This window comes from Malacoplasma muris, from assembly GCF_046774425.1.
Lineage (GTDB): Bacteria > Bacillota_I > Bacilli_A > Mycoplasmatales > Mycoplasmoidaceae > Malacoplasma > Malacoplasma muris.
On sequence record NZ_CP177248.1, the window covers coordinates 43,979 to 58,528 of the forward strand.

Here is a 14,550-nt window from a genome sequence, read left to right on the forward strand (position 1 = left end):
TATTTCAATACTGTATGTCTATGTATTAGTAATCTGCATTTTGAAGTAGGAGATCAGATATGTCAAAATTTGACAATAAGCAAAAAAATAAAGAAAAAGATAATGAATTAAAAGAATTATTTAGCAATGTAGAACATACATGTAATTGTGAATTAAGAAAATCTAACTCATGTGATACTGAATCAATTGATTTTTCTTGTGATTCTTCTAATGATGAAATTGAGTTACAACCTTTATTATTAGACAATGATATAAATTCAATTGATAATGAAATAATTGATAATTCTATTGATGAAAAAGATGAAACTTTTGTAACAAATGAATTTGAAGTTATTGAAGAACTTTCTGATGATAATAATAAAATTAATTTAGAAGATTTAACTGATGACATAAATGAATCATTTGATTTTGATTTCAAGAATTTAAATGAAATACCAGATTTAAATTTGGATGGGTTTAATGAAATTGAATTGAGTGTAAAATTCAAGAAAACAAATAGTAAAAATAATAATAAAAAATGTTGTAGTCAACAAGAAAAAGAGGAATGTATGTCAAATAGTTTTTTAGATGATTTTAATAAAGAAAATGAAATTAATAAAGAAAATGAAGAATCAGATAATGAAAAAGTTTTTATTGAAGAAATAAAAACAGAAAATAATTCTGAAAAAGATTTAAATAAATTAGAAAATATGCAATTGTTAGATAATTTAGACATTGAATTATTTGATGAAACAGCTGTAGTTGATAATCAATATTTGAATGATTTTGTTCTTGATGATAGTTCATTAGAAACAAATGATACAGGATCATTAGATGGTGAATTTTTTAATGGTAACTTTAGTTTAGATAACATAAATACTAGTTATGATATTGAAATAAATCAACCAACATTTAATGAGCAATCAAGTGTTATTGTTGGTGATTCATTAAATAATGAAGAATGTAATAATTTATACGATATTGAAATAAATGAACAAGGTTTTAATGAGGAATCATATTTTGAAAACATTTCATCATTAAAAAATGAAAGTTTTGATTTTTCTGAACAAAAAGATGAAATTCCAAGTGTTGAAAATCATGAATTTGTTTCAATGGAAGGTATCATTTTAAAGAGCCAAGAATATAAAGAAAATTTAAATAATAAAAAAGATATTATAGTTGACTCAAACGAACAAGTAATTTTTGATGATTCTGATAGTGTTAATTTTGATGTAACTAAACTTCAAGAAGATAATGAAGAAAAACAAGTAATTTTTGATGAAACTATTTTAAATTCAGATAAGGAAATTCCTAGTTTAGTTAATACTTTTGATAGTGATAAAAAAGATTTATTTGATTTTGATTTTGTTCAAGAAAAAATGTCAAATACAGATGAAATAAAAATTAGTTTAGATGAATTAAAAGATAATAACAATTCTAAAGATGATTCTTCAATTGAAGAAAAGGAAGAAGAACTAATTAATATTGAAGTTCCTTCTTTTGAGACTTTTGATATTAACAATATGGATAATCAAGAAACAAACAATCAAGAAGATATATTGGAATTAATTAACTTTAATAATGACGACAATGATGAAGAAAGTCAATCTATTACTTTTCAATCATCTTTTCCATCAATAAATGTTGATGATGAAGTAAATTCATTAATGAACATCGAAGACATTGAAGTTACATCTCCAGTTAAAGGTGATTTTGATTCTACAGAATTAAGAATTGATGATATTACTATTGAATATGTCCCAGAAGATGATGAAGAAGAATTTTTGTTATTAGATAATGAATTGGTAAAAAAAGAAGAAGAAGATATTAATAGTGAAACTATAGTAGATAATAATATAGTTGATGAAGAATGTTTCACAATAGATAATGAATTACCAGAAGAAATAACTAACAATGAAGTTGTAATTGATGATGAATATAAATATGCACCAATTATTGATACAACAGATGAAGTGCAACCATTAGATTATTCATCATATACAGTAGCAAGTTATATCCAACCAGAAGTTTTTGAAGAAAAAGTAGAAACTGTGTTTGAAGACTATAGTAATATTGACTCAATAGTTGAAAAAGAATTACCATCTTGATCTACAAAACAAGATAAATTATTTGAAGAAACGCCTCAATGACATCAAGATGAATTTGATACTTCAGCATTGAATAGTGATAAAGAATTCATTGTTAAGAATGAGTTATATCCATCAGTTGAAGAACAAATTAGAAAAATGAAAAGACCTAATCTTTTTAGAAAATATACTGTAGCAACAGCTGCTAATATGGTTATTTTAAAATCAATTGATAGATTGTTAACTATGACAAATTCAGTTATTGAAAGACAAGGTACGAAAAGAAAATAACAATTTAAACAAGCATTAATTGCTTGTTTTTTTATTGCCATAGAATATTAAAATATCTTATTTCTAATTTTAAAAGGGTTATTTTTAATTTTTTCATGTAACTATACATAAGTAATATATTAATTAATATCAACCTTAAAAAGTGCTCAAAAATGTAAAATTTAATTATTTTATAATACTTTTAAATCAATTTTATTATTATGTTATATTAATATCGCACTAGTATAAAAAATATATTAGTTTTATAAAAAAGAAAGGAAAAATAAATATGAAATTTGAAGAAAAAAAGATTGTTGATCTTGATAAAGAAGTAGCAATTAAAGATATACGAATATTTTTGGGTGAATATAATGGTTTTCAAAGATATGATGTGTATAAACATCCTTTTGCTAAAGTAATTGAAAGATCTATGCGTCAAGCATTTTGAACACCTGAAGAAATTAGTATGATAGCTGATAGAGAAAATTTTAAAGATTTACCAGATCATATAAAAGAAGTTGTTATAAATAATTTGTTATTTCAAACCTTTATGGATAGTGTTCAAAATAGAGGATTAGATAGTTGTATGTCAGAACTTGTCTCATCCAGTGAATGAGAAGCTGTATTTAAATCACAGGCATATTTTGAATTAATACATTCATTGTCTTATTCACATATACTAAGAGAAATGTTCCCATCCAATGCTACTGAGATATTTAATAGAATTTATAAAATACCTCAGATAAAACATAGAACAGATAAAGAAATTGAAGCATATTCAATTATCAAAGGTTATATTGAAGGGAAAATAAAATTAACTGATGAAGATGCTAAAAAGAAAATTTTAATTTTATTAGTACACATTTTCTTTTTAGAAGGTTTAAAATTTTACATATCATTCATGGTAACATATATGGTTAATAATGCATATCAAGACGCTATTCCTGGAGTAACAAAAATTATTAAATTAATTAATTTTGATGAAGATATGCATGTTGCTGTTGTTGGTGGTTTAATCAATATTTTAAAGAAAATACCTGAAGAAGGCTTTAGTCATTTATTTAAAGAAAGATGATTTGAAGAAACAACATATCAAATTGTTAAAGATATTGTTAAAGATGAACTTGCATGAGGAGATTATCTATTAAGTTTTGGACCTATTCCATCATTAACTAAAGAAGTGTTTAAAAACTTTATGGAATATTATGCAAATGATAGATTAAGAAGAATAGGTTTAGACCCATTATATAAAGATGTTAGAAAAACTGATATTGTTGATTGATTTAATACATATAAAGATATTAATAAAGATAATACTGCTCAACAAGAAGCAACAGCTTTAAATTACAACATTGGTACAATGGAAATGGATTATGCTGATAAAGATCTTGAAAAATTATTAAAAGAATTATTTATTAGAGAGGCTAAATAGTGGATTCTAATAGAGTAAAATTATCAATTTTGGAAAATTCTGAATTAATAAATATAAGAGATAAAGAATATGATCCAAATGAGATAATTGTTATTAAAAGAGATGGTAGAGAAGAAAAATACATGCCAGAAAAAATGAAAAAGGTATGTATGTGAGCATGTGATAATAAAGAAATATTTGCAAATTTATTATTGGATTCTACAAAGATTAAACTATATAATAAGATAAAAATTAGTGATGTATATGATGAATTAATTAAAACAGCTGTTAATAATATTAGTAGAATTTATCCACAATATGAAATGATAGCTGCAAAGTTATATTTATTAAAAATTTATCATGATGCATGACATATTAAAGATAAGACTAAGTATCCTGATTATTTAGAAGTTGTTAAAAAAGGATTATCATATTCTGTTTATAAAAAAGAAGTTTTTGAGTCCTATACAGAAGATGAGATAAATGAATTATCTAAAATAATTAATATTGATAATGATCATTTATTTACATATAAATCTTTATATACTTTTTATTCTAAATATTGTTTAAACTATACTAAGAATAAAAAACTAGAACTTCCACAGCATGCATATATGAGAATTGCTTTAACTTTGTTTTATAAAGAACCAAAAAATATTAGATTAGATTTAGTTAAAAAATTTTATAAATATGTTTCAGAACATTACTTTACATTGGCTACTCCAATTATGTTAAATGCTGGTACATTAAAGCAACAATTATCAAGTTGTGTTTTATCAAAAATGGGAGATGATGCTCATAGCATAATGGATGCAATAAAAGATATTGCAATATATTCAAAATATAAAGGTGGTAATGCAATAGATGTATCTGAAATTAGGTCAAGTGGAAGTTACATTTTGGGTAATAATGGATTTTCGTCTGGACCTGTACCATTTTTAAAAATAATTGAATCTACAATCAAAGCATTTAACCAAGGTGCTACAAGACCTGGAGTTTGTTGTATTTATTTTCAATGATGACATGCAAATTTTGAAGAGCTTGTTGTTTTAAAAAATAACAGTGGTACTGAAGAAAATAGAGCAAGACAATTAAAATATTCTGTAAAAATTAATGATTTATTAATAAAAAGAGTTTTATCAAATAAAGATGTTAGTTTATTTAATCCAAATGATGTTCCGAATTTAATTGGTAAATTTGGAAAAGAATTTGAGGAAGAATATATAAAATATGAAGAAAATAAATCTATTAAAAAGAAGATTGTTCCTGCTAGAAAAGTAATGGAAATGTTGTTGAAGGAACGTGCTGAAACAGGAAATATTTATATGTTTCATGAGGAAAATGTTAATGAAACATCAATGTTAAATAGATATATAAATTCATCTAACTTATGTTGTGAAATAGTACTTCCATCTAGAGAATCTAAACTATTATGTGAATCTTCTAATATGAATATGGAAACAGGAAATATTAAAATATCTAAAGAATATTCTGCTGGTGAAATTTCATTATGTAATTTAGCTTCTATTAATTTAGCTAAATGATGCTTTGAAGAAATAAAAAAACAACAAGATATTATTGATATTGTTGTAAGAGGAATGGATAATACAATTGATATTGCTGATTATCCTGTTCAAGAAGGTAGAATAACTAATAAAAATTATCGTTATTTAGGTATTGGTGTTTTAAATTATGCAAATTATTTAGCACTTAAAAAAATAACAATAGATACTAAAGAAGCATTAGAAGAGACACATAAGTTGTTTGATAATTGAAGTTTTATGATTATAAATGCATCACTTAAATTAGCTAAAGAAAAAGGTAGATATATTAAGTTTGCTGAATCAAAATGAGCAAAAGGACAACTACCTTTGTTTGTTGCAAATAAAAAAGCATTAAAATTAACAGATTACCAACCTGATTTAAATAGATGAAAGCAACTAGCTTCACAAATAAGACAATATGGTTTGAGAAATGCTCAACTTATGGCTATTGCTCCAACAGCAACAAGTGGCAAGGCAATTAATGCTACTGAAAGCATTGAACCTATACAACACTTCTTTTATAAAGAAGATGGAAAAATTAATTTGCCTACTTTAGTTCCAAATATTAGAAAAAATTCTAATTACTATAAAATAGCAACTGATTGTAATCAATATGCTTTATTAAAACTTGCTGCAATTAGACAAATATATTTGGATCAGGCACAATCAATAAACTCATATTTCAAAAAAATTACATCATTAACAGATTTTACTTTATATCATATATATGGATTTGAATTGGGAATTAAAACTTATTATTACTGTAAAACAGAAAAAGATGTAATAGAAGATATATGTGAAAGTTGTACATAATTTAGTTTATATTTAATTGAAACATTGGAATGTAAGAATACATTTCAATGTTTTTTAATTAATTATCCTTATTCTTGCAATTGCATATATTTAGATATATATTTTATGCATAATAACTTATAAAGGATGTATTAATGAAAAAGAAAATAAACAAAAGTTTGTTATTTAGCTCACTTGCTTTATTTTCATCTATCACAACACCATTATTAACATCTTGTAAAAGTACTTTAGATTATAATAATGGAAATGTAATTGATGACAATACTAACATTAATAATATGGTTGGTGTATTACCAGAAGAATTTCAAGACATGAAAAATTCTATTGATAATAATTATATTCATCTTAATGTTGTTAATAATTTAATAACATATAAGGATTATCAATTATCAAGTGTTGATGAAAATGGCAATTATAGATATATTAATGAAAGAGGTTCATTAATAGATCATACTTTACAAGGTCAATCATTGATAAATAAAGATGAATTTTTAAAAAAATTTAATTATTATGAATATGTTAATAACTATAATTTATCTATTGAAGGTGACCAATTTAGTAAAAAAATAGTTATGCCAAATAAAGAATTATTCAAAAAAGATATTTATCACTCTATTTTTCAATTATATAGTTCTAACAATAAATCTTTTGATATAGAAATTATCAATAACAATTTAGTATATGAATCAACAAATAATTTAGTAAATAATAAAAAAGATGATTACATTGAATTCGATTTTACTTTTAAATTTATCAATATTAAAAATGAAGTCAGAACAATCACAATTTTTGATAAAAAAATTGAATTATTACCCAATGCCCCATTATTATTCTCAATTAAAGCAAATAGACAAAAAATTCAAAATGTTATAAACGTTTTTAATAATAAGTATTTTTTTGGCTGACATCTTAATTATGTTGAAGCATACATTAATGATAATAATTTTTATCAAGGTAAATTTAATCCAACAAATGCATCTAGTAGTTTTGCTTATCCAATGGAATTTTTGAATTTAACAGACAATACCAATTTTACACTGGTAGATGAAAATGCAAAATCATTTTTAAATAATTTAGATGAATCATTAATTAAGGATAATATAGAATCAGAAATATTAAAATATTCTATTTTAATTGCTAAAATCCTTCCTGAACTATCTTTTGTTTTTAAATCACTAGATTCCAATCCTTCATTAGGTAAATTTTTATATGATTTATCAAACCCATTTTACAATATTTTGTCTGAATTAAATTTCCTGCCAAAAGAAGTTTTAAATATTTCAAAAGAATTATTAAAAAGTTTTTACACTGGTAAAGGTGTTGTAGATATATTGTATGAAAATAGAGATAGTATTTCTAATTTGTTAAAATTTTTACTAAAAGATGTTCTATGAAATTTAACTGATTTGGTTGATTTAGTGCTAGCAAAAATAAAACCCAACATGACATATGATGAGGTTTTAGGATTAAAGAAAACAATAAATATGTTTCTTAGTGATGATAATGATCCTCTAAAAATATTTATTCTAAAACTAATTGATGTTATGCTTGGCGAATATCAAAATGAAATTTTAGTGAAAGAAGGTAATCCATATATATTGGATTTAATTGATTGAATTTTAATCGAAAATTTTGATTCACTAAATAATATTTTAAATAAATTTAATATAAAAATTGATGTTAATGCATTTAGAGCAATTATTAATATTTATAGTGAGCTAACAGTTAGAGAAAAGGATATAAATGGGAAAACTGATTTATCAAAAGGAAATGTTAATTTTGCAGAACCTGTTTTAGAAAAATTATTTAAAATGCAAATTTTAGATAATGGTGAAACAAAATGATGATTTATGGATAATTTGATTATTATATTAAATGGATTTGGAATTAATATTGGTACTGATAGTACAAATATGATTTATAGTATTTTAAATCAAATATATTCAAATGAGTTGAATAAAAAACACTTTATTATTGAAAATTTGAAAATAGCTATAAAAGAAATATCTAATGCTTTAAATTATTTATCAAATTCATCAAATTATAAAGTGGTTACTGAATATAGTAAAGTTGAAGGAAAAGATATAAAATACGATGATATTAAACATACTTTAAACTTTAATTTAAAATTAAAAATTATATTTATCAATTCTTATACTTTTAATATTAATAATATTTTAAATTTTCTACCTTCTGATATATTTTTAGAGTTGTCAAAGTTATTAAATAAAGATTCAATTGAGCTATCAGTTCTTGGATCTGCTAATACTGTTGGGCAATATGTCAGACTTAATCTTGAAAGACTATTATTTGCTTTATTTCCAAAAAATATAACAATTTTAGAAAATGATAGTTTTGTTATGGAAATAACACCAGATAATGGAAAATTATTATATTCACAAAAAGAAATTAATAAAACTTGATATCATGGATTTAGTACAATTTTTAAAATTACAAATTATTTTGAACAGGCTGATGTAAATAATGGAATTGTTACAAGTACACTAAGTTCTTCATTATTAAAAGAATATTATAATGAAACAAATAATGTTGAAAATAATATTATGAATAAATATCAAGGCACAAAAAATTTAGGTGCTTATATTAAATATGAATCAGGAAGTAACAAACAAACTGCACAAAATAAAGAAATAGGAGTTAATCTAATTTCTAAAATAGTTGCTAATAAAATTACAACATCATACGTTTTTGAAGGGTGTGATGTTTCAAAAATTGCTAATCAACAAAATGATGCATATTACTATAATAAAACTTTTAAATGATTAGATATAGATTTAACTCATGAAATTATTAATGTAAGTAATAATATTCAATTTAAAAGCATAAAATTTGATGAATATAAAAATATGATTCAATATAATGACTTACCAACCACATATAATTATAAATATGTATCATCTGCAAATGGTGATTTACAATTAGATATTATTAATAGTCAATATGCTACATTATCAAATGAGAATAAACAAACAATTATAAATGATTTATTTTCATTGGGTAATGGAATTGATTTGAAAAATACACAAATAAGTATTAATCCACTGATTAATTTTGGTTTTACTAAAACAATTAATTTAGGCGTAAAATTACAAACAAAAAATAATGATGGTTCAATTAAAGAGACTGATTTAACTTCTCTGGCTGAAATATTTTTAAAAACCAAATTAAATATAGAATTATCAGTTGATTTTTTTGCTTATCAAGTTAATGTTTTATTGCCAGAATATGTATTAGATTTAAATCAATCAAATGCTAATAGTTTTAGCAATAAGTTTACAAAAATAATTTTTGCTCCAAGAATTGCAATTAAAATCCCATCTATATAAACCAAGAGAAAATGATGTTTTCATTCGCTGATAATTTTTGTTATAAAAAGTAACTAATAAATACATTATTTTATACATGTTAAGAGAAATTATTTATCTTGATTTGTATTAAAATAATGTATTATTAATGTAATGATAATTCATTTTAAAATAAATAATTACTTTTGATTGGTGGGATATGAGTAAGATAAATGTGCAAAGAATTTATAATGATATTAAAAAAATTAAAGGTGAAGAAAAGGCTAAAGAATTTATTTATAATATGAGTAATGAACTACAATCATTTCATATGAGATTGAAAAATATTATGGAAGTTTTAATCAGTAAATATCATCATAGATTATCACAGGATACACTAAATAAATTAAAAGAAATTAATGAATTGTGTGGTGTGTCTGAAAGAGTAAATATTAAGAATAATAATTTTACTGATAATGTTTCAAATAAAAAAAGAGACATTAATAATTTTACTTCTGAACTTACTAATAAGTTAGACGAAATTTATTTCAATAATAATGAAAATAATATAGAATATGATAAAACTGAGATATCAAACTTTGATGATGATTTATGAATTCCTAAAGAGTTAATGGATGTTTCAGATGCAATTAATGAAAAAACACAAGAACTGAATTTGTCATTTTTAAATGGAATTAAGTCTGCAGATATTTTGGACAATAATAGTGTGTTAGAGATAATTAATAAAGAAAATGATGATGTTTATTTATTAAATGGTAAAGAGATTTCTGATGAAGAATTTATGAGAGCATTAAAAGCAAAAATGTAGGATTTTATGAATGAAATTCAAATTATTTTAAGTAAAAAAGATGAACATATTTTTAATGAAATAGTTTCCAATAAATTAAACAATAATCAATATGATTATAAAGACAACACTCTTTCGTATATTTCAATTTTTTCAGATGTAGTTATTAACAAAGAATGTATACTATCTTCTAATGTAGATAAATATTTATTAGAAAAAATTTTAACTAGTGTTTTTGCAGAAACTAATAATGATGTAAAAGAATTTTTTTATGACTCAACTTTGATAAATGATAAATTTTTAAATGATTTATTAAAAGAATATATAAATTTTATTTTTGAAAATATTGATGTATATGGATACATTAAGGGAACAATATGATTTTTTATATCTAAAATATGTAATTTATGTAGTGAAAAAAACAGAAAAAATTGTTTTATTTTTTATATTAATTTGTTAAATAATATTTTAATGTTTTATGGTTATTATATTGATTGACATAAAAAATATAAAAATTCTACAGTTGGCTTTTGATCTCAATTTTTTGAATTAGCAATTAGTGTTAATGATGATTTAATTAAAAATAAATTTATAAATAATTATATTAATCATTTAAATTTAAATATTATGGATCCTATATATTTTGATAATGGAAAAAATAATAATAATTTGAATATGAAAAACATCTACATTACATTTATATTTAGTGATATTAATTTGAATTTACTTTTTAATGAATATCAAAATAAAATAAAAAAAATAGACAGAGTTTTGATGTCTATTTTTAATGAAATGGATTTTTAAATTAAAGTATATTATCTTTCAGATTCAGCTTTATCAATTCATTTATTAATATCTCTTATAACTTCTTTGTTTTTATTAATAAGTCTATTTCTTTGATAAATATAGAATTTTTCCCCACTAATTTGGTCTATAATAGCAATTATTTCATTATACTCATCCATATTATAAAATCTTGATGCATTATTTGATGATTCAACTAGTTCTCTAGCTTCATCAAAAGAAATTTTAAATTTGTCTTCAAAATCATAAATTAGTTGATCTCTCAAATTTTCAAGATATTCAACTTTTTTTGAAGATTCAATATTTTTTTTAAGAGATGAATCATTTGCTCTTTCAAAATATCTAATTGTTTCTTTTGAAGAATTGATTTCATTTTCTTTTCTATATAAATCATCTCAATTTCTAGATTTAATTAACATTTTGTTATCCCACTAAATTTTTTTGAATTAATATACTACTTAATAATATATGAAAGAAAAATGAATGTAAAGATGGAAAAGCTAAAATATAGAATATTAATGTTAAAAAAATATAGAATATTAATGTTAAATTTAATAAATATTATTTTAAATTCTAAAAATTTCATACATGTATTTATAAATTTATAAAATTGAAAAAAATTTCTTTATTTGTGGATTTTTGTTGAACCAATGTATATTATTATATTGCTTTGGTGTTATATTCATTTTTTGTTTATTGCTATTTTCTCTATTGTGAATGTTTCCAAAGCCAAGACTCCTCTCAAGTCTTGTTAATATTAGTGTAATCTTTTTTCTTTATTTTATATGCACTAATATTAGAAGGGCTTTTTATTTCATTATCTATATATTTTCTATAATATTTTTTTAGTCCTTAATTTTATTTTTTATTATAGTTTTTGTATAGACTCCTTTTTTTATTCTGTTTTTATTCTCAATAAAAAGCCTATTGTGAAAAGACTTACATTTAATTAATGTAAGTTTTTTTATTTTCAAAAATCATGATATCTTTTAAAATTATATATGTTATAAATTTAATATTTTGTTGAGGGTTAATGTATGGAATTGAGAAAAGTTATAACAAGTGAAAGTGTTGGTGCAGGTCATCCTGATAAAATTTGTGATCAAATATCTGATTATATTTTAGATGAATGTTTAAAACAAGATAGACAATCAAGAGTTGCATGCGAGGTAATGGCTGCTAATAGATTGATAGTTATTGGTGGAGAAATTTCAACAAGAGGATATATAGACATTGTACAGTGTGCATGAAATGTTTTAATGCCTTTAGGATATAATGAAAATGATTTTACTATTATTTCTAATGTAAATTCACAATCTTCAGATATTTTTCAATCAGTTTTTAAGAATGATGGTGAAATTGGGGCAGGAGATCAAGGAATTGTTTATGGATATGCAACAAATGAATGCAATAATTATATGCCTTTGTCAATAAATATTGCAAATGATTTAGTTAAAGCTTGTGAACTTTTAAGAAATAGTGTTTTTCAAATGAGTAAAATTTTAAAATCTGATATGAAATCACAAGTTAGTATTGATTATACAGATGAAAATAATATTAGAATTGATACTATGCTAATGAGTGTGCAACATTTTGAAAATATTGACACATCTATTATTAATAAAATTATTTCAAAGTTAATGGAAGATGTTGCTAAAAAATACAATATGAATTTAGATTTTAATAAAATAATAAATCCATCAGGTAGGTTTGTCATTGGTGGTCCAATTGGTGATGCAGGATTAACAGGAAGAAAAATTATGGCAGATACTTATGGTGGAATTGCAAAACATGGTGGTGGAGCTTTTAGTGGTAAAGATGGTTCAAAAGTTGATAGAAGTGGAGCATATTTAGCAAGATATATTGCAAAAAATATTGTTGCTGCAAAACTTGCAGATAAATGTGAAATTCAATTGGCATATTCAATTGGTATGCCAAGACCAATTGCTTGTTATATTGAAACATTTGGAACTAATAAAATAGATGAATCTATTATTTATAATGCAGTAATAAATGAATTTAATTTTGACGTTAAAGAAGTTATTAATCATTTTGATTTGCAATCACCGATATTTTTCCCATTGTCAAAATATGGACATTTTGGTAGAGAAGATTTGGATACTAAGTGAGAAATGTTAGATAAAGTTGAAGTTTTAAGAAAGTATTTATAGTTTTATAAAACTTACATTTTTTTAAAAAAAATAATATAATCAAAATATGTTATCAGGCGGTGCCTTTATTGAGGCTGAGAAATACGCTAATAACCTGATCTAGTTAGCACTAGCGGAGGGAAAGATAATATATAATGAAATATTAATATATTAACTGTACCTCTATATACTTTATATATAGAGGTTTTTTATATTCCTGATAACTGAAAGGAATAATATATGAAACAAATATTTTGTACATTAACTATTGCTGCATCTTTAGTGTCACCAATAGTTTCAACATCATGCTCTACTAGCAATAGTTTTGTGTTCTTTTTATCAGAACCTATTAATAAGGGTGACCCAAATAAATTTGTAAATTCTATAAAAAAGAATTTGAATGAATTAGATACAAATAAAAAATTTTCTAACTTAAATATTACCTATAAAATTAGTAGCAATGATTTGGCAAAAAAACAATCACTAGAAAATGGTAGTGGTTCATTTTCCTTTTTAAAAGTTCAAACATTAATGAATAATAATTTTTATAGTGATTCCAATCCTTTAATACAAACACTAACAACCCCTTTTGTTTTTGATACTGATATGAATAAAAGGTATTTGGATGGTAGTTTAAATGATCCATTGAGAATTATTGCAAAGGATATGCAAGCAGTAAGTTTTGGAGCTAATTATGAACATCCACATAGTACTTGAACTGATTTGGATTATCAATGAAATGGTATTAGATATGATAAGTTCTATTCTAAAAATAGTGAATTGGTTAATGGTTATAGAGGAATGATTTTATTATCAGGTAAAAAAGAAATAATTGAAACTGCAAAGGATTATTGGGATAAAAAAGATTGAAATAATTTTAGAAATCTGGGCATAATTTTTGGAAATAAAGAATCAATTGGAAATTATAAACTTCAAGAACTTCTTATAAAGCAACATTTTTCTTTAGAAAATACTTGAACATTAGCATCTGATGAGTTAAAAAACCCTGATAAATATAATTATGATGAATATGGAACTGAATTAATTGGAAAAAATGAGAAATTTATAATAAGTTTTACAGATGAAGCATCATTTGCATGAACTCATAGAAATAAAAACACTACAGGATATACACCAATAGAAAATTCTGTAATAGAAATATTGACTGTTACCAATCCAAGCATATATGATATTGGCACTTTTTCAAAATATATTGATGATGAATTAATGAATTTAATGTCGCAAGCTATTATAAAAACTTATGAAAATAATGATAATTTATATGGTGAGGGTCTTGGATATAATGGATATAAATTAATTAATGATTTTAATTCTGAAGTTCTAGATTATTATAAAAATACATTTAACTAAGGGTACAA

Annotated in this window: 9 protein-coding genes and 1 riboswitch; of the genes, 8 read left to right on the top strand and 1 reads right to left on the bottom strand. The window is 22.8% G+C overall.

Going from position 1 to position 14,550, the window contains the following annotated elements:
- Positions 1 to 59: 59 nt before the first annotated feature.
- From ACLFO7_RS00210 to ACLFO7_RS00235, 6 genes are all read left to right on the top strand, one after another.
- On the top strand, positions 60 to 2,357 hold the full coding sequence (locus tag ACLFO7_RS00210; protein ID WP_412032338.1) for a hypothetical protein: 2,298 nt from the start codon (positions 60 to 62) through the stop codon (positions 2,355 to 2,357).
- Positions 2,358 to 2,625: 268 nt separating this feature from the next.
- The gene (locus ACLFO7_RS00215) at positions 2,626 to 3,768 is read left to right on the top strand and encodes a ribonucleotide-diphosphate reductase subunit beta (RefSeq protein WP_412032339.1); all 1,143 of its coding nucleotides are present in this window, start codon (positions 2,626 to 2,628) and stop codon (positions 3,766 to 3,768) included.
- On the top strand, positions 3,768 to 6,104 hold the full coding sequence (locus tag ACLFO7_RS00220) for a ribonucleoside-diphosphate reductase subunit alpha (RefSeq protein WP_412032340.1): 2,337 nt from the start codon (positions 3,768 to 3,770) through the stop codon (positions 6,102 to 6,104). Before ACLFO7_RS00215 ends, ACLFO7_RS00220 begins: the two co-directional genes overlap by 1 nt.
- Positions 6,105 to 6,238: 134 nt before the next feature.
- Complete coding sequence (locus tag ACLFO7_RS00225) at positions 6,239 to 9,451, top strand: hypothetical protein (RefSeq protein WP_412032341.1); 3,213 nt, start codon at positions 6,239 to 6,241, stop codon at positions 9,449 to 9,451.
- A 178-nt stretch (positions 9,452 to 9,629) separates the two neighbouring features.
- Complete coding sequence (locus ACLFO7_RS00230) at positions 9,630 to 10,238, top strand: hypothetical protein (RefSeq protein ID WP_412032342.1); 609 nt, start codon at positions 9,630 to 9,632, stop codon at positions 10,236 to 10,238.
- A 6-nt stretch (positions 10,239 to 10,244) separates the two neighbouring features.
- Entirely contained in the window at positions 10,245 to 11,021 is a 777-nt protein-coding gene (locus ACLFO7_RS00235) for a hypothetical protein (protein ID WP_412032343.1), read from the top strand.
- Between the two features lie 11 nt (positions 11,022 to 11,032).
- Here ACLFO7_RS00235 and ACLFO7_RS00240 read toward each other — a convergent pair whose 3' ends face one another.
- A complete protein-coding gene (locus tag ACLFO7_RS00240) occupies positions 11,033 to 11,440 on the bottom strand; it encodes a hypothetical protein (protein ID WP_412032344.1) in 408 nt (135 codons plus the stop codon).
- 618 nt (positions 11,441 to 12,058) lie between these two features.
- Here ACLFO7_RS00240 and metK point away from each other — a divergent pair.
- Positions 12,059 to 13,192, top strand: a complete 1,134-nt coding sequence (gene metK / locus ACLFO7_RS00245; RefSeq protein ID WP_412032345.1) for a methionine adenosyltransferase — start codon at positions 12,059 to 12,061, stop codon at positions 13,190 to 13,192.
- A gap of 45 nt (positions 13,193 to 13,237) precedes the next feature.
- Positions 13,238 to 13,331: riboswitch (TPP riboswitch) on the top strand.
- Positions 13,332 to 13,411: 80 nt separating this feature from the next.
- Positions 13,412 to 14,542 (top strand): ABC transporter thiamine pyrophosphate-binding lipoprotein p37/Cypl, encoded by a 1,131-nt coding sequence (gene cypl, locus ACLFO7_RS00250; protein WP_412032346.1) that lies wholly within the window; start codon positions 13,412 to 13,414, stop codon positions 14,540 to 14,542.
- Positions 14,543 to 14,550: the final 8 nt, after the last annotated feature.